This window comes from Microbacterium trichothecenolyticum (genome assembly GCF_030818955.1).
Lineage (GTDB): Bacteria > Actinomycetota > Actinomycetes > Actinomycetales > Microbacteriaceae > Microbacterium > Microbacterium trichothecenolyticum_B.
This window is the reverse complement of the sequence record NZ_JAUTBF010000001.1, coordinates 2,215,428-2,233,565: the sequence shown is the minus strand read 5'-3', so window position 1 is coordinate 2,233,565 and position 18,138 is coordinate 2,215,428. Positions and strand designations below refer to the sequence as shown.

Annotated in this window: 8 protein-coding genes; 5 read left to right on the top strand and 3 right to left on the bottom strand. The window is 69.7% G+C overall.

Annotation, left to right across the window (positions count from 1 at the left end):
• Positions 1-256: 256 nt before the first annotated feature.
• The gene (locus tag QE412_RS10610; RefSeq protein WP_307483274.1) at positions 257-2,074 is read right to left on the bottom strand and encodes a family 43 glycosylhydrolase; all 1,818 of its coding nucleotides are present in this window, start codon (positions 2,072-2,074) and stop codon (positions 257-259) included.
• 7 nt (positions 2,075-2,081) lie between these two features.
• A complete protein-coding gene (locus QE412_RS10605) occupies positions 2,082-3,566 on the bottom strand; it encodes a LamG domain-containing protein (protein ID WP_307483271.1) in 1,485 nt (494 codons plus the stop codon).
• Between the two features lie 230 nt (positions 3,567-3,796).
• On the opposite strand from QE412_RS10605, the gene QE412_RS10600 reads away from it, so the two are divergent.
• The 5 genes from QE412_RS10600 to QE412_RS10580 all read left to right on the top strand — a co-directional run bounded on the left by QE412_RS10600 (position 3,797) and on the right by QE412_RS10580 (position 13,480).
• The gene (locus QE412_RS10600) at positions 3,797-6,505 is read left to right on the top strand and encodes a LamG-like jellyroll fold domain-containing protein (protein WP_307483268.1); all 2,709 of its coding nucleotides are present in this window, start codon (positions 3,797-3,799) and stop codon (positions 6,503-6,505) included.
• Positions 6,506-6,572: 67 nt separating this feature from the next.
• Positions 6,573-7,604: a permease gene (locus QE412_RS10595; protein ID WP_307483265.1), complete on the top strand. Its 1,032-nt coding sequence runs from the start codon at positions 6,573-6,575 to the stop codon at positions 7,602-7,604.
• Positions 7,601-8,125 carry a DUF1980 domain-containing protein gene (locus QE412_RS10590; RefSeq protein WP_307487165.1) on the top strand — a complete coding sequence of 175 codons (525 nt, stop codon included), beginning with the start codon at positions 7,601-7,603 and terminating at the stop codon, positions 8,123-8,125. Before QE412_RS10595 ends, QE412_RS10590 begins: the two co-directional genes overlap by 4 nt.
• Positions 8,126-8,322: 197 nt before the next feature.
• The gene (locus tag QE412_RS10585; RefSeq protein WP_307483263.1) at positions 8,323-9,702 is read left to right on the top strand and encodes a hypothetical protein; all 1,380 of its coding nucleotides are present in this window, start codon (positions 8,323-8,325) and stop codon (positions 9,700-9,702) included.
• 253 nt (positions 9,703-9,955) lie between these two features.
• Complete coding sequence (locus QE412_RS10580) at positions 9,956-13,480, top strand: LamG-like jellyroll fold domain-containing protein (RefSeq protein ID WP_307483260.1); 3,525 nt, start codon at positions 9,956-9,958, stop codon at positions 13,478-13,480.
• A 354-nt stretch (positions 13,481-13,834) separates the two neighbouring features.
• Here the strand turns inward: QE412_RS10580 and QE412_RS10575 are convergent, their stop codons facing one another.
• Positions 13,835-17,974: a beta-L-arabinofuranosidase domain-containing protein gene (locus QE412_RS10575; RefSeq protein WP_307483257.1), complete on the bottom strand. Its 4,140-nt coding sequence runs from the start codon at positions 17,972-17,974 to the stop codon at positions 13,835-13,837.
• Between the last annotated feature and the right edge of the window lie 164 nt (positions 17,975-18,138).

Genomic DNA, 18,138 nt, shown 5'->3' with positions numbered 1-18,138 from the left:
CCGGTAGCGGTGGGCTGCCCGGGATCGGGGCACGTCTGCGTTCATGGGCTGCCCCGGTCGTCGCCTCCCTTCCCGAGACGTCCGACCTCCGGGAGACATCCCGCCTCCGGGTACACGAACGAGGGTGCGCCCGGCCGAAGCCGGATGCACCCTCGTTCTCGCCGTCGTCAGCCGCAGCTGCGTGCGGTGTAGCCCGGTGACGGTGATGCGGCTGTCGGACGCGCTCGAGACCCCGCCGCCCTCGCGAGTCCGACGGTCACTTGCAGCTCGTGGCGCGGTAGGTCGCGGTCACCGGGGTGGAGCTGCCCCGCACGGTCGCGGTCACGGTGCCCGCGTCGACGGAGGCGCTGCGGGTGGACTGCGTCTTGGAGACGGCCTTACCCGCGGCCAGGTTGGTGAACGCGCTCGAGCCGTAGCTGCTGGCGATGGTTCCCGACACCGCGGTGGCGCCGGTGTTGGTCACCGTGGTGATGAGCGTCACCTTGCCCGAGACGCAGCGCGTGGCGACGGTGGCCTTCACGCCGGGAGGGGCAGCTGCGACGATCACCCGTGCGGTCACCGTCCGGTTCGCCGGAGCGACTTCCTGTGCCGAGGTGAGCGACAGGTCGAGCATGCCGTTGGCGCGGACGTTGACCGCCTTGAACCAGCTGTTGCGGTCGGGGTCGAACAGGCCGCCCGCCGCGTCGCCCGAGTGCGGCTCCGGGTAGGGGCGCGCGTGGTACGCCAGCACGAGGTTGCCGGCCGGGTCGGTCGCGAAGGAGTTGTGGCCGGTTCCGGCCTGCGGTGCTCCACCGATGCGGCCGGTGAAGGTGTCGTTCGTGGTGAGCACGGGGGAGGGCACCTGCGTCCAGCTCGCGCGGTTCGTCAGGTCAGCGCCCTTCGGGGCGCGCAGCATGCCGAGGTCGTAGTACTTGTCGACCGTGCCGCCCGAGTAGGTGAGGTAGATGTAGTCGCCGTGCTCGACCATGAAGGGCGCTTCGACGATGCCCTGGTCGGCGCCCTCGTTCGTGTCGGAGGGCGTCGGGGCCTGCTTGCCGTACTCCCACGGCTGGCTGAGCGCGTAGATCTCGCTCAGTCCGCCGTCGAGCAGCGGAACAGTGCCGGTCGCGCCCATCTTGGCCTTGCCCACCAGCACGCGGCCGCCGTTCGGCATCACCCAGTAGCCCTGGGTGGCACCGTTCTCCTGGCGCTCGAGGTACGAGACGTCGAAGGCGGCGCCCTCGAGGATGGTCGGCTCGCCCCAGTTCGCCTGGTTCACGAGCCCCCCGTTTCGCAGCGACTCCTCGGTGCCCGTGTAGGGGATGAGCACGGTGTTGTCGCACCAGCCGTTGGTGGGCGCGTAGCCGCGGTTCATGCCGGCGACGATCCACCACCGCCCGTTGATCTTGTGGAACTCCTGCGCCCAGATGTATCCGCCCCAGCCGTAGAAGGTGTTGGGGTACTGGGCCTGCTTGCCGGGGGTACCGCCGTCGGGGTCGATGACGATCTGCTCGGGGGCGTCCTTGAGCCCCGCGATGGTGGTGGCGCGCTTCAGGCCGATCTTCCGATAGGCGTTGGCGTCGATGAGCTGGTCGTCGGGTGCGTTCGAGGGGATCGAGTAGTGCGAACCGGTGAGGTACCAGTAGCCGTCGTCCTCGTTGAAGAAGAGGTGCGGATCGGCCCGCGCATCGTTGACCATCTCTTCGGCCGTCTGCTGCACGGTTCCGGACACCTCGTACACGCCGGCCTTGCGCGAGTCGATGGCGGCGAGGTCGGCGGCATCCCATTCCACCGGCAGGTTCTTGGTGGAGCCGTCGTTGTAGTCGAGCGTGACGGTGGCGGGCAGGGTGGACGCGCCCACCTTCTTGCCGTTGTCGACCCGCACATCGGCCGGGGTGCGCACACCGGTGTTCTGCAGGTCGACGTAGTTCTTGGAGAACACATCGAACTCGCTCTTGGACAGCGCGAACGAGCTCGCCTGCGTCTGCGTCGCGAAGCCGGGCAGGCCCGTTCCGCTCACACCGAGCGTGCGCAGGTCGGCCTTGGTCGCCGTGGTCGGCGTGCTGGCACCGGTGAGGCCGTCGAGACGGGCCACGCGCCCTTCACCGGTGAGCTCGTCGGTCCAGAAACGCCGTGTACTTCTGCGTCGCGGCGTCGTACTCGATGCGCGGGTCTTTCACGATCGACCCGTCGGAGGCGATCTTGACGGTGCGCTGGTTGCGGAACGTCGCGCCGTCGGGGGCGTCCCACACGAAGACCGAGTCGGTCGCGTTGTTCTGCGCCGCCACCGCACCCAGGGAGCCGTTGGCGAAGCGGATGAGCGTGGGAGAGCCGACCTGGGCGTTCGGGTTCGCGTTCTGCGCCCCGTTCCAGGTGGCGTAGAGGATGGCCTGCGAGCGGTTCAGCGGTTCCCAGGTCGACGCGCCCGCGGGGCGGGCCGAGACGAACAGCGCGTCGGAGCGGCGGTCGTCGTTGTACGCGAGCGGGTCGTCTTTGACGCCGCCCGTGGTCGTGACGGTCTTGACGTACGTGGCGATGTCGCCACCGGCATCGAGGATCTGGGCTGCGGCGGTGACGGGCTGCGCGACGCCGGCGATGGTGGCGGTCAGCTGGACCGCGACGGGACCGGATGCCGGGCGGGTGACCTTTCCGTCGGCCGAGACGAGCGAGGCGCCGGCGCCGGTGGCCGACCACGTCACGGCGTTTCCGAGGACGGAGGAGGGGAGGTCGCCGGTGATGCGCGCCGGGATGCTGAGAGCCGCCGCCGGGTCGCTGGCGACCGCGCCCACACCGAGCTCCGACGGGGTCAGGGCGCGGTTGTAGATGCGGAGGTTGTCGAGGAGCCCTGCGAAGTACTCGCCGCCGCCCCAGTTGGCCTTGCCCACCTGGAGCACGCCGCCCGAGGCTCCGAGGATTTGGGAGAGGGCGGGTCCGGTCGTGTTCGTCGAGACGAGCTTCTTGTCGACGAACAGACGAGCCGTTGCGCCCGACAGCACGAGGTCGACGTGCTTCCACTCCGTGGTGGCAACAGTCGAAACGAGGTTGCCCGCGGTGTTGCGGGAGCCGGAGTTGTCGTACCGCTCGACGGTGACGCTGGTAGTGCGGTCGAGGTATCCGAGGTAGTGCTCCTGCGCGAACGCCTGCGTCGCGGCGCTGCGGGCCGCGAACACCGTCCAGCCGACGTTGCCCGAGGCGCTCGGCTTGCTGTCGTACGAGATGGTGACGTCGTCGAGCCCCGCGAGCAGCGGTGTGCCGTCGGTCTTGGCCACATCGAGCCAGAAGCTGCTGCTCAGCTGAGCCGCGTTGCCGCTGACGCCGGGTGCGAGCTGCGCCGTGCCGCGCGTGGTGGCGGTGGCGCCCGCGCCCGTGAAGCTGGTCGTGCCGCTGTCGAACGTGAAGTCGGCGATCAGCGCGTCTTCCGCTCCGGAGGCGCTGGCCGCACCGGGGGTGAGCAGCCCCGCGCACAGCGCGAGGGCGGCGGTGGCGCTCAGGGCGACCGCGGCCGTTCGGTGCCGGCGCGCGCGTGCGGGTGAGAGGCCGGGGCACTCAGGGGGCGTCGTCGGGCGCGCCGCGAAGGGCAGGTGCATGTCCACTCTCCATTAAGTGAATGACCGTGAGGTGTTGTGTTATCGCTCACAGTAGCCGCTGCGTCTCGATTTGAACACCGATGACGTGCCGTGCGCCGGCGCGGGCGTTCGAGAGCCCGTTTCTGGGGGCCGCGGATCGGCCGGTGTTGCCCCACCTCGTAGTGAGCGGTAACATCCAAACGTTCCTGTGCCCCAGGAGCCCCGATCATCCTGGCAAAGGAGCTGGAGTGATGACCACGCACCCGACCGCGCCCCCCGCGCCCGACGCACCGACTCCCCGTCGGCGTCGACGTGCCCTGCTCGGCCTCGTCACGGGCGCCGCCCTCTTCACCGGCGGCCTCCTGCCCCTGGCGACGGCTCCGGCCGTGGCCGACACGACGATCCCCTCGACGAACCTGCGCGCGGAATACGTCTTCGACGAGACCGCCGGCTCGAGCGTGCCCAACAGCGCGCCGACCGCGCTGGGCGCCGCCACCGTCGTCAACGGCTCCGATGCGCTGTGGACCGGATCGTCGCTCGTCTTCACCGGCGGTGAGAAGACCAGCCCGACGGCCAGCTGGGTGCGACTGCCGGGCGACGTTCTCGCCGGCGCGCGATCGGCGACGGTGACCATCGAGACCAAGCTCGACGCGTCGATGAAGAACACCTGGAACTTCCTCTGGAACATCGGCAGTGACTCACCGACGCGGTCGTACTTCGCGTCGGTGCGCGACAACCCCCGCACCGTCATCACCACGAACGGCGGCGGTGGCGAGGTCAACGCCCGCTCCGGCTCGGCCCTCTCTGCCGATCGCTGGTACAGCCTCACCTCGGTCATCGACGGCGCGGCCGGACGCATCACCTTCTTCGTCGACGGCGAGCAGGTGGCATCCACCCCCACCGCCCTCTCTCCCGCCGACATCACCGATCAGACCCTCAACACGATCGGTCGTGCGCCCTACCCCGACCCCATGTACAAGGGCGAAATCTCCACGTTCCGCGTCTACGACCGGGCCCTGACCGCTGACGAGGTCGCGCGCGTGTCGACGGCTGACGCGTCGATCCACTCCGACGAGCACCGGCGTGCCGCGCAGGCCGTGGTCGACGCTCTCGCCCCCGTCACCGTCGACGAGAGCGTCACGACCCTGCCCACCTCGGGCGGCAGCGTGTCGTGGAGCTCGACCGACCCCGGTCTCACCGTCGCCGCGGACGGAGCGACCGTCACCGCGCAGCAGCCCGCGCCGGGTGCGGCCGCGCGCACCACGTCGCTGACGGCGACCGCGACGGTGCGCGGCGTGGCGGCCACCCGCTCGGTGCCCGTCACCGTCGAGCCCGCCCGCTCGGCCGGCGACGCCTTCGGCTACGCGATGGTGCACTTCGTTGAAGACGCCAACGGCTACGCCGAGAAGATCTACCTCGACGTCTCGCGCGGCGACGACCCCGAGGCGTGGGACCCGCTGAACGGGGGCAAGCCCATCCTCGCGTCGCAGCTGGGCACCACCGGCGTCCGCGACCCGTACCTGACCTACAACCCCGAGACCAAGACGTACTACATCATCGCCACCGACCTGCGCGTGTTCGGCGGCGACCGCGGCACCGGCTCCTGCACGGACTGGTGCTACTGGGAATCGCGGGGGAGCACGAAGCTGAACGTGTGGGAGTCGAAAGATCTGGTCACCTGGAGCGACCTGCGCCAGTTCGACGTCGCTCTCTCTCCCGCCGGTGCCAAGGCCGCCGAACTCGGCATGGCCTGGGCGCCCGAGGCCACGTGGGTCCCCGGCTACAACGCCGACGGCAGCGGTGCGTTCGTCTTGTACTGGTCGTCCACCATGTACGACAACGCCGCCCACACGGGTTCCACCTCCTCGCGCGTGCTGTGGGGAGCGACCACCGACTTCACGCAGCAGACCTACCGCTACGGCGGAAAGATGATCGACACCGGCGGCAACGCCATCGACACCACCGTCATCCAGAACGACGGCACGACCTACCGCGTCACGAAGGACAACGCCTTCGGCCGGGGCATCTACATGGAGTCGACGACGGCCACCGACTGGTGGAAGCCCACCACGGCGTGGACGACCGTGCAGGAGCGCATCGGCGCCGTGTGGGCGGGCGGCAACGCCGGTGGCGTCGAAGGCCCGGCGGTGTTCCAGCGCCACGGCGAAGACCACTGGTACCTGTACGTCGACGTCATCCCCTCGACCGGCTACCGGCCGATGCAGACCGAGAACCTGGATGCCGGTTGGACGCAGCTCGTGTCGGACACCTTCTCGATGGCGCCCAGCACCAAGCACGGCGGGATCGTGCCGCTGACCCTCGCGCAGTACGACGGGATCCGCCAGGCGGATGCCGCGGCGGTCGTCACCGGCGACCTCGGCGACGCGACCGTGGCCCAGGGCGCGAACGCGCAGGCGGTCTCGGCCGCCCTTCCCCGTGAGGCGCAGGTGAGGTTGGCCTACGGCCGCGGCACGGCCGCGCAACCGGTGACGTGGAACCTGGCCGGCGTCGACACCGCACGGCCCGGTACCTACCCGGTCACCGGAACGGTGCGCACGATCGGAGCCAATCTCAACCAGTGGGTGGGGGCGAACGGCTCGACCGCGTACAACGCCGCCGATCGGCGCCTGTTCAGCTCGACCGCGCTGACGGTCTCGGCAGACGTGGTCGTCACCGCTCCCGCCCTGGCGGTCACGGCCACGGCCGAGACGCGGTGCGTCGCCGGCAAGCCCGTCGTCGTCGCGCGCGTCGCCAACGGCGGCACGGCGCCCGTGGCGGTGAAGGTGGACTCGGCCCACGGCTCGAAGACGATCGCCTCCCTCGCCGCGGGCAAGAGCACGAGCGCGACCGTGACGGCGCGCAAGAACCCGATGCCCGCGGGCGAGGTGACGGTCACAGCGACCGCGGGTGGAGCCGCCACGAAGCTGACCGCGACGTACGCGGCGATCACCTGCCGCTGACCCGCCACGGCCGGGCTCGCGTCATCGCTCGTCCGGCCGTGGGCGGCGGTCCCCGAGAGGACGACATATGCCTGAGACGCGCTCGCGGCAGCCGCTGCCCGCACCCGCGGTGATCGGTGCCGGTGCGCGCCGGGCGCTGGTGGTCGCGGCGTCGCTCGTCGCGATCGCCGTCGTCGTGCGGTGGGTGACGATCGACGTCGACGCCTCCCTGCCGAGCGCCCTCTCCGACGGCATCACGCTCGCCGCGAGCGTCGTCATCGAGTCGCTGCCCTTCGTCTTCCTCGGCATCTCGATCTCGATCGCGGTGCAGCTCTGGGTCCCCTCGCGCGTGCTGGATGCCGTCATCCCGCGTTCCGGCGTGCTCCGACGTGCCGTGCTGTCGCTGCTGGGCGTGGTGCTCCCCGTGTGCGAGTGCGGCAACGTGCCACTGGCTCGGGGATTGATGATGCGCGGGTTCTCGGTGGCCGATTCCGTCACGTTCCTGCTCGCGGCCCCGATCCTGAACCCGGTGACCCTCATCACGACCTACCAGGCGTTCGGCTGGAACGACGGCATCCTGGTGTCGCGCATGGTCGGCGGCTTCGTGATCGCCAACCTGGTCGGCTGGCTGGTGAGCCTGCACCCCGAGCCGGAACGGCTGCTCACGCCGCAGTGGGCGGCGGTGTGCGCCTCGGCGTCGTCGTCGCAGCGACCGCCGGCGACGCTGCAGCGGGCGGCGGTGATGTTCCGCGACGAGGTCTCGGCCATGCTCCCGGCGCTGTTCCTGGGCGCGGGCGTCGCCGGCGTCATCCAGGTGGCCGTCTCGCGCGACACGCTCACGGGGATCGGCGGGCACCCGGTGCTCGGCATCCTGGCCCTCATGATGCTGGCCTTCGTGATCGCCATCTGCTCGAACGTCGACGCGTTCTTCGCGCTGTCGCTGGCGTCGACGTTCTCGCCGGGAGCGCTCGTCGCCTTCCTCGTGCTCGGCCCCATGATCGACGTGAAGATGATGGTGATGCTCTCGACCACGTTCCGTCTGCGCGCGCTCGCGGGGATCACCCTGGTCATCGCTCTGGGCGCCCTGACCCTCGGTCTGGGGGTGAATCTGCTTGTCTGACGCCCGTCTCCCGCTGGGCGGGTCTGGTCCTCTGCGGCATCGGCCTCGTCGCGACCTTCGTCCTCGCCGCCGCGGGCGACCTTGCGCTGTACATCCACCCCCGCTACGTCGTCTTCACCGTGGTGCTCAGCGTCGTGGGCGCCGGGCTCTTCGCCGCGGCCGTGTGGGTCACGGCCACCCGTCGCGATGACGGCCACGGCCACGGCGACGAGCACGACCACGAGCATCACGCCCCGCGTCGCCGCGGGTACACCCTGTCGATCGCCACGACGGGTGCGCTCGTCATCGTCTCGGGGCTGGCTCTCCTGGTCGCGCCGCCGACGACCCTGAGTGCGGAACGGGCACTCTTGATCGAGAGCGCCGTCGACGGGGGAGACGTGTCGCGACCCTCGCTCATCGGCAACGACCCCACCCGCTTCTCGATCAGGGACTGGGCGAGCATTCTGGGCAGTGGCGCCACAGCTGCCGACCTCGTCGGTCAGCAGGCCGAGGTGACGGGGTTCCCTGCTCATCGACGATGACGGCGCCGTCCGCGTCGGGCGCTACGCCGTCACCTGCTGCACCGTCGACGCCCAACTGTTCGCGGTTCCCGTCGTCGCCGCCGACCTTCCGACCGACCTGCGTTCGGGCGACTGGGTGCACCTGAGCGGGACGTTCACCGACGACGACGGCGCGACCCACCTCGATCCCGTCACCGTGGATGCCGTGGAGGAGCCCGATGATCCGTACCTCTCGTGAGGGGGCTGCCGCACGACCGCGCTCGTCGCGCCGCTGGGCAGTGGCCGCCATCGCCGTCGTCGTCTGTCTCGCCGCACTCAGTTCGGCGCTCGCCGCGGGCGCGCTCGAGCGTGGTCCGCGCATCCGCGGGGTGGACGGAGACATCGCGCTCGCGGTGGAGCAGGCGGGGGTGACCCTGGTGTTCCGCGCCGACCAGCCCCTCGACCCGAGCTCGGCGGAGGGGGTGCGGGTCGACCCTGCGGCGCCGTTCCAGGTCGAGGTCGCCGGATCGACGATCCGTCTGCGTTTCACCGACACGGTCGACCACGCCCGGGACTATCGCGTGAGCATTCCTGCTCTGCGCGGACGCGCGACCGGTGTGACCGCCGACGCGGCGTTCGACTTCACCACACCGCCCCTGACCCTCACCACTCTGGAGCGCGGGGGCGGCTTCGACAGGTCGGGAGGCGACGATGATCGGATCGTGCGACACGACCTGTCGTCCGACACCGACGAGGTCCTCTTCTCGGCACCCCGCATCCAGGAGTACTCCGACGACGGAGCGGGCGTGGTCGCCGCGGTGCTCGACCAGGACGGTCGCGCGAGTCTGACCCGTGCCGGCCCGGGAACAGACCCGGTCCCGCTGCCCCTGCCCGGGCAGGGGACCGTGGGCCTGCTGCGGGCATCGGGCGACGCCGGCCGCGCCGGGTTCGTGTTCACGGGAACGGGCGACGATCAGCAGCAGTACACCAGCACGCTCTTCCTCATCGATCCCGCCGATCCCGGGGCAGGCGCTCGCGCCGCGGTCGACATCGGCGGTCAGCCGCTCCAGGCCGACCTGTGGTTCTTCATCCCCGGCAGCGCGTACCTCGTGGCGCAGACGCCGGTCGGGTCGCTCGTGCTGGTGGATGCCACCGGCTCCGCACCTCCGCGCCCGCTCGGCGAGGTGGGCGCGCTGCGCGGAGTGCTCCCCGCGTCGACATCGCTCGTCGTCCAGGGCGCCACGGGTCCCGCGATCCTGGACCTGACGAACGGCTCGCTCGCCGACATCGTGGGCGCCGCGACCGAGGACGCGTCGACGGGCTCCGTGTTCCTCTCGGACTCGTCGTCCGTGCGGTGGACGGCGACCGATGTGGTACGCCGTACCTCCGCGGACGGCGGGACCGAGATCCTCCGCTCCGGTGCCGGAGAGCGCATCGAAGAGGTCTGCGTGTCGCCGAGCGGTCGATACGCGGCGGTGGGCCTCGTGAGCTCCGACGCGCAGATCGACCAGTACCCCACGCGGGCGGAGTGGCTCGGGCGTGACTCCGCGGTGGTCGATCTCACGACGGGCGACGTCCTCGCCGACGTGCCGGGCACGCGCCCCAACTGGTGCGCATGACGACTCGACCTTTCGCGGACGGCGGCGGATCTCCTGTGCTTGTTAGCGCAAACATTCTTCGCTACCGTCGGTGTCAGCACCATTCGCTTCCCCGGCTGAATGTCCGGGGCATCTGAGTTCGATGACGAATCGGAAAGGGGCGTCGATGACGACGCACAGCGTATCCACGCACACGGACAGAAGTCGATCGTCGAGAGGGCGACGGCCCCTCGCGCTGCTGATGGCCGCGGCGCTGACCACGGGGGCGCTCACGATGAGCGCCGCGCCCGCCGAAGCCGCGGTCCCGAGCCCCATCCTGTCGTACGATTTCTCGGCCTCCGCGGGTGTCGGAACCGGCGTCGCAGCCGGCAGCACCGTCAGCGACGGCGCCGGTGCGCACGCCGGAACGGTACGCGGAACAGGCGCGAGCGTCGTCGCCGGCCCACGCGGCTCCGGCGACACGGCGCTGCGCCTGCCGGGTGGAGCCGCAGGGTCCAACGCGGCCTTCGTCGAGATCGCGCCGGGTCTCACCACGGCCGCCACCACCGACGTGACGATGTCGGCGTGGATGCGCTGGGAGGGTGGGCAGAGTTGCGCCTGGGCCTACACGCTGGGCCAGTCGTCCGACCGATACCTCTTCACCACCCCCGAGTGCGGCGGCCGCTTGATCGGCGCGGTCAAGTCCGGCAGCGAACAACGCGCTTCCGACGACGCCCCCGCAGCGGTCGGCCGATGGTCGCACGTCGCCGTCGTGCTGCGCAGCGGCGTCAGCGTCTCGACCTACGTCGACGGGGAACTGGCCCAGACCACACCGACGTCGGCGACGGGCGCCGCCACCGTGGGCACCTCGACCTTCTCGGGCCTGCTCGGCAAATCGTTCTACGGGCCCGACCCCTTCTTCGTCGGCGCGCTCGACGACGTGCACGTCTACGACCAGGCGTTGACCGCCGCGCAGGTGAAGGAAGACGCCGCGCCCGCCGCAACCGCCATCGCGCGCGCCGACGCCGACGCCGCGCGCCCGCCGGTCTCGGGCACCGTCACCTCCGACATCGCCCTGCCCACCTCGGGAGCCGGCGGATCGTCGCTCACCTGGGCCAGCAGCAACCCCGCGGTGATCGACGCCACCGGCAAGGTGACCCGGCCCGCGGCCGGCTCTCCCGACGCCACCGTCACCCTGACCCCCACGGCCGCCTTCGCGGGTGCCACGGCCACCGGTGCGACCGCCACCCTCACCGTGCGCGCCGACAGCGACGCCGACGCCGCCGAGCGCCTGCGCGCCGCCCTCGTGGTGCCGCCCGTCGTCGCCTCGGGCACGAGCCTGCCCGAAGCGAGCGGGTACAGCATCCAGTGGAGCGCCGACGGCACTACCCTCGACTCCCGCGTGCTGACCAACACCACGGCATCCGATCAGGTCCGTCGGATCACGGCGCGTGTCGCCGTGGGGGCGACCACCGTCGAGAAGACCTTCTCGGTGACCGTTTTGAGCGCCTCGACCGGCCGCCAGCTGGTCTCGTACACCCGCAACGCCACGGGCGAGCACGACGCCAACCACGACTCCGTCGCACGCAGCCTGCACCTGGCGCTGGGCACGTCGGTCGATGACGCGGCCCCGCTCTACAAGAACGGCGGCGTGGTCTTCGCCGAGGGTGAATTCTTCGCCGTCGATCGCATCGACCATCGCGGCATCTCGAACCCCTCGCTGTTCACCTTCGCCGACGGCACGATCGGCGTGATCGCGACGCGCGTGCTGCAGGGGGGAGGAGCCGACGGCACCGAATCCTCGAGCGCTCTCGTGTTCAAGGCGCGCGACGCCGCCGCCACCGACTTCGACGAGCTCGGCCTGATCGATCTGGGCACCACCGGCGGCGTCGTCGCCCCTCGCGCGGTCTACGACTCCGCCGAGAAGCGCTACCTCGTCTCGTGGACGGATGCCACGGGCGCGGCGAAGTCGACCACGGTCGCCGACCTCGCCCGTACCGAGCTGCGCACCGCGCCGTTCTGGCCCGAAGACGGCGGAAAGCGTTCCTGGGTCGTGACCGAGGGCAACCGGGGCGAGCTGCGCTCGGGTGGTGCCTTGACCGTGGCCGCCCCCGACCTGTCCGGCTTCGCCGGTCGCGTCGCCGACGCCCGACCCGCCGGCACGCTCGCCGTGACGGCCTCGACCGCGAAGGCGCTCACGGATCGGCTCGGCCGGGTCGTCAACACGGCAGTCACGGTCGACCCGCAGACCATCACGTCGGGCGACACGGCTGCCCTCGCGAAGGCGAAGGCGAACCTCGCCTACTCCGACGGCTCGACCGCGAAGCTCGGGATCGATTGGAACAAGGAGCAGTTCGAGCGGCTCGCCACGGCCGGCCCCGGCACGTACACCCTGTCGGGGACCGTTCGGCAGCACCAGTACGCGGAACCCTTCGCCTACAACCGGGCCGACCCGACGATCTACCGGTACGAGCGCGACGGCAAGACCCGCTACCTGTTCATCGCCACCGATGACACCAACAACAACAACATCGCATCGGCGCACCTGCCGATCCGTGTCGCCGACACGATCGATCAGCTGGCCGACGACAACGGCGGACGCGACCGCGAGGTCGATCTGCTCAATCGCTACACGCGCGGCGACCGCACCACCGACGGTCGGGTGATCGCCGGATGCTACTGGGCGCCCGAGATCCACGAGGTCGGCGGAAAGCTGTCGATCCTGTTCGCTCCGTGCTTCAACCCCTCGAACTCGCAGTCCAACGAGGGCGGGCAGTGGTACACCGTGCAGGCGCACATCATGCAGCTGCGCGACGGCGGCGACCCGGGCAACCCCGCCGACTGGTCCCAGCCGGCTGCCGTCCTGAAGTCCGACGGCTCGGCGCTGGGCCGCGCGGAGTTCGGGCGCAACATCAGCCTCGACATGACGTACTTCGAGTCGGGCGGCACCGCGTACTACGCGTGGTCGCAGCGGTACACGCCCGAGGGCGCGCCCCTCAGCGACCCGGCCACGTGGATCGCCAAGGTCGATCCGAGCAACCCCACCCGGATCATCGGAACTCCCGTGCCGATCATCGTTCCGAGCATGTCGTTCGAGGAACGCCTGGCCGAAGGGGCGTTCGCCATCCAGCGCGACGGGCGCATCACCCTGATCTACTCGAGCGACGGTGTGAGCCCGAAGTACATCGTGGGCGGTGCGTGGGCCGACGAGTCGAGCGACCTGACCGACATCGACAGCTGGCACAAGTACGACATGCCCCTGCTCAAGAGCGAGGCGATGCCGGTGGGCGTGTGGGACTACCGCACCTACGAGCAGGGCCCGGGCCACGGAGCGGTCACGACCGACGAAGACGGCAACGACCTGTACGTCTACCACACGTGGGGTGACGGGGTCGGTGGGAACGGGCGCGATACCCGCATCACCCGCATCCACTACGCCGCGGGCGACCGGCCGATCTTCGACATGACCCGCGACGAGGAGGTGCTGCCGTCGCTGCGAACCGTCTCGACGACGGTCACGGTCACCGCTCCCGTGAGTGTGGCGGCGACCGCGAGCACGCGATGCGTCGCCGGGAAGGTCACGCTGGCGGTGACCGTGAAGAACACGAGCTCGTCGTCGGTGAGCGTCGCGCTCAGCACGGCCTGGGGAAAGAAGACCATGCGTTCCCTCGCCCCTGGTGCGACGGCGTCGTCGGCGGTCACCACCCGCGCCGCCGCCGTCTCGGCCGGCTCGGTCGGGGTCACGGCCACGGCCGTCGTGGGCGGCAAGAGCGTCTCGAGCCAGACGAACGCCGCCTACAAGGCGCGGAGCTGCTCGTGACGGTCTGAGCGCAGCGACCTCCCCGGCGATCTCCGCCCCCGAGCCACGGCCCGGGGGCGGAGATCGCCTTTTCCCGGTCGGGGCACCGCCACGCGCACGCGGTCCGGGAGGTTGCGGAGCATGGCAGGAGGGCCGGGGCCCACGCGGGCGAGGGACGGGCCGACACGTGCGGCTCGCGGCCGAGTTCTCACGACAGCGGCGTGTGCGCAGGCGTGCAGCTCTCGCCGGCCGCGTGCGCGGCATCCCTCTCCCACCCACAACGGAACGCCCCGGGTCATCCGAAGGAGATGACCCGGGGCGTTCCGGGAGTGGACCGGGCGGCTGCGCGTCGTGCGTCAGCCGCCCGGTGACATGTCAGCCGCAGCTGCGGGCGGTGTACCCCGCCTTCTTCGTCGCCGTCGACGTGGCACCGTCGACCTGGGCCTTGGCGGTCACCGACACCTCGCCCGCGGTGATCGACTTCTGCCGGGTGCTGAACGCCTGGCTGGCGCTCTTGCCCGGAGCGAGGCGCGTCACGCTCTTCTTGCCGAACGGGGTGGTGACCTCGAACGACACCGGCACGGTGCTGGTGTTCTTCACCGTCGTGGTGAGCGTGACGCGTCCGGAGACGCACCGCGACGAGGCCGTGACCGAGGTCGTGATCGCGGAGGCCGCGGCCCGGACGATCTTGACGTTGTAGGTCTTGGCCGTCGTGTGGTCCTGCGCCACGGAGCGCAGGGTCAGCGCGGTCGGCGTGCCGTCCGTGCTGAGGTTCACGGTGCGCTTCTGCGTGTCGTCGATGAGGATGTCACCGACGTAGACCAGGCCGCTGGGGGTGGCCGGATCGACGTCGAACGTCGCCGTCGTCGCGTCGCGCGCGACCGTGACGGTGTAGTCGTAGGTCCCGTCGGCCAGCTTGGGGCTCAGCGTGCCGCCGTCGAACGTCAGCGCGTTGAGCTCGGTGTCGGTCGAGTACGTCGTGGTCGTGGTCGTGTAGACCCCGAACACGCCGCCCACGTAGCTGGCGCCGGTGCCCTGGAAGCGCACGGTGATGATGGGGATCTTGTTCCCCTTGTCATCGAGCACGTAGTTGCCCGCCTGGTCGCGCTTGTAGCGGTCCTTCGCGGCGATGTCGGCCAGCGCCGAAGCGGGAATCTCGTCGTACTGGATGTAGAACGAGTCCGCGCCGTTGGCGTTGGTGACGCGCTCCGACTTCAGTTTGACGTCGTTGATGTAGACGTCGAACGTGCGGCCGTTGTCACCTCCGAAGTACCGGACGCCGAGGTAGTTCTTCGGCGCGGTCGTGTCGACGGCCATGTCGTACTGGAAGAACGCCTCGGCCGACATCTCACCGTCGCGGTACTGCTGTCCGAGCCAGGTGCCCACCGACGAGCGGTTGAATCTGTAGTTCTTCCCCGCCTCGCTGTTGTTGTTGTCGAACGAGGTGAGGGCGTCCGTGGTCATCTCGTCGATGCGGAGCTTCTCTTTCTCGCTCTTGATCAGCGCCTGGGCGGCGGCCGAGTCGGGCTGGATGAGGTTCATGTAGATCGCGTAGCGGGCGTTGTACATGCTGTAGTACGGCTCGAAGGTCAGCCCCGCGGAGGCGGCGTCGACGTTCTGCAGCGTGAACTTCATGACGGTGCGACCGTTGTTGTCCAGGCCGTTGGGCTGACGCACGAGGTTCTTCTCGATGTCCTTCTTGAAGCCCTCGGTGTCGCCGACGCGGACGCTGTTGATGACCGACTTGTCGGCGGCGCTCATGCGAACGAGGATGCCGGCCGGGGTGGTCGCCTCGACGTTCGCGCGGTTGAGCTCGGTCGACAGCACGACGGGACCGTAACGGAATGCGACCCAGTTGGGGTCTTCCGTGCCGGCTTCGACCTGGACCTTGGCGGGGAGCTTGTACGCGATGGTGTCACCGGCGGAGACGGGGACCACGACGTACCCCTTGTCGGTCGCGGCCGCGACGTCGCGCGTCTGGCCGTTCACCGTCAGGGTGGGGTTCGGCGACCACGACGGCACCCGCAGGCGCAGGGTGGTGCCCTCCGCCAGCGTTCCCCCATCGAGAGCGGCGACGGTGAAGGTGGCCGTGTCGGTGTTGGGGATGTCAGCCGTCTGCGTCAGCTTCAGGTTCTGCGGCGTGGACGAGAACTCCGTCGAGCGGAACACGTTCACGTACACCGACTGGCCCTTGCGGAAGTAGATCGAGTCACCGAGCTTGGTGAAGCTCTCGGTCGCCGTGCCGTGATCGCACCAGAACTCGTCCTCTTTCCGGCCGAAGACCTTGGCGTAACCGGCGGTCTGCGGCTGGAAGTACGTCATCATGCCCGTCTCGGGGTTCTGCGACGCGAGGATCGTGTTGATGTACGTGTTCTCGTAGTAGTCCGCGTACTTCACGTCGGGGTTCACGCGGAAGAGCCCGTGCGTGAGCTTGAGCATGTTGTACTCGTTGCATCCCTCGACCGTGGACTGCTCGCCGTAGCCGGTGGTGATGCCGTTGGTGGCGAACTCGTGCAGGGTGCCCGGCTGCTGGAAGTGCTCCGAGTAGCTGTTGCCGCCGCCGATGTAGGAGTGGTCGTTCACGACCATCTGCCAGAAGTTCTCGGCCGCGCGACGGTACATGTCGAGGTTCGACTTCTCGGCATCCGTCAGACGGGCGTACAGCGTCGGGTTGTCGGTCAAGACGGTGTAGCGCTTGAGAGCACCCACCAGCTTCGGGATGGTGGTGTTGGCGTGCTTACCGGCCAGGACGTCCTGGTTCGCGGCGAGCTGCTGGAACAGCTGCACCTCGTCGAAGAGCTCGGCGGCTTCCTTGTGCTGGTCGTTCTCGGTGATGCTGTACAGCTCGTACAGCGCCTCGTTCATGCCGCCGTACTCGGTGCTGAGCAGCGCGCTGGGGTTGGCCTGACGCGAACCCCAGACGTTCAGCCACGAACCGAAGCCGCTCGCGACCGACAGGGCCTTGTCGGAGACGTCTTTCGGCGCGTAGCGGTAGGCGTCGATGAGGCCGGCGAGCACCTTGTGCAGGTTGTAGAACGGCACGATGAGGCCATCGGCCCCGTGCGGCAGGTACGACACCGGGAAGGGCGCGACGTAACCGGTGTTCGACGGGTCCTTCTGCGCGTAGGCGGCTTGCGCGGCGGCGAGACCGTCGACCGCGGTGGTGAGCTTCGCCAGCAGCTGGGCCTTTCGACCCGCGTCGGTCTCGGTCGAGTACGCCTGCGACAGCGCCGAGACGAAGTGGCCGAAGAAGTGGCCCTGGAAGCGTGCACCCGTGGTGCGCTCCCATCCGCCGTACGGCTGCGCGCTGGTCGGGATGCCCGCGAGCTGATCGAAGGAGTAGAGGAAGCGCTTGGGGTCGAGCGTGAGGAGCCAGTCGACCATCTTGGCGTTGCTGTTCTGCAGGTACGGGTCGGTGACGAGGACCTCGTTGAGGTCGGTGTCGTCGACGTAGATCGAGGTCGCGACACCCTCCTTCGGCACCGTGACCTGGAAGGTCTTGGTGCGGGGCGTGCTTCCGGCGTACGTCGCCGATGCGGTGAGGGTGACCGTGGCCTCGGCGTCCTTCGGCCGCGTCACGCTCGCCTGGCCGCCGTTGACGACGATGACGCCCGGCGTCGACGAGGTCCAGGTGAACGCGGTGCCGTTGGAGGCGGACGTCGTCAGGCCGAAGCTGGTCGAGGCGCTCGCCGGCACCGACACCTGATCGAGGCCGCGCTGGGCGACGTCGGCCGGATCGAAGGCGGGGTTGTTCGCCTGGGTGAGGGCGACGACATCGGATGCCGAGGCCACGGCGTTGTAGAGGGTGTAGTCGTCGAGTGCACCGTTGACGTAGGCGCTGTTGTACTGCGGGCCGTTGAAGCCGATGGACTTCGTCGTCGTGCTCTCGGACGTCAGCGCGCCGGTGGCGTCTGCGCCGATGGCGTTCGCGATCGACGAGACCTGCTGCTCGCCGTTGCGGTAGAAGGTGACGGCCTTGCTCGCCTGGTTGTACGTGACGACCACGTGCGTCCACTGGTCGGCGGGGAAGAAGGCATCGCGCGAACCGTTCACCACGACCTTGTACGGCTGACCCGAGCTGGGGCCGATCGACAGGGCGAGCGGGGTGTTGGCGTTCTCGGCGGTCAGGTACCAGCCCGCCGAGTTGTACGCGCTCTTGTTCCAGGTGAAGACCTGCTCGCCTGCGCCCATCGAGCCCGTGGGCTTGAACCAGAACGAGAGGGTCAGGTTCTCGGGTTGGAGCGCAGCGCTCGTGCCGAGGTTCACCGCGTCGCCACCGCGCAGGTTCAGCGCCTGATCGTGGATGCCGGTGACGTAGGTGTCCTGACCTCTCAGCATCGACGTCCCGACCTTGTCGGGACCCGCGTCGGTGAGATTCCCGTCGAAGCGGAGGTCGAGGACCTTGGCCGAGTCGAGGGTTGCTGCCGTCGCGGCGGTGGGGGCGATCACCGCCAATCCGCTGGCGATCATCATCGCGGTAGCGCTGAGCGCCACCGCTTTCCGGATAGAAGACATCGTCGTTCCTCTCTGCGGCTCTGCAGATATCGGTGTGCTCGGTGCAGTCGTCCCGATGGAAGGGCGCGTTCGCCGGGGGCCTCGCATACGGTCGACGCCCTCATGTTAGTGGTAACACGAGCGTGTGGGGCGGGAAGATCTTCGGCTGCTCCGCGCGCGGGCCG

Excerpts from the sequence above, each read along its gene's own strand:
- QE412_RS10600 (WP_307483268.1), top strand. The coding sequence starts at position 3,797 with ATGACCACGCACCCGACCGCGCCCCCCGCGCCCGACGCACCGACTCCC.
- QE412_RS10595 (WP_307483265.1), top strand. The coding sequence starts at position 6,573 with ATGCCTGAGACGCGCTCGCGGCAGCCGCTGCCCGCACCCGCGGTGATC.
- QE412_RS10575 (WP_307483257.1), bottom strand. The coding sequence starts at position 17,974 with ATGTCTTCTATCCGGAAAGCGGTGGCGCTCAGCGCTACCGCGATGATG.
- QE412_RS10580 (WP_307483260.1), top strand. The coding sequence starts at position 9,956 with ATGAGCGCCGCGCCCGCCGAAGCCGCGGTCCCGAGCCCCATCCTGTCG.
- QE412_RS10605 (WP_307483271.1), bottom strand. The coding sequence starts at position 3,566 with ATGCACCTGCCCTTCGCGGCGCGCCCGACGACGCCCCCTGAGTGCCCC.
- QE412_RS10585 (WP_307483263.1), top strand. The coding sequence starts at position 8,323 with ATGATCCGTACCTCTCGTGAGGGGGCTGCCGCACGACCGCGCTCGTCG.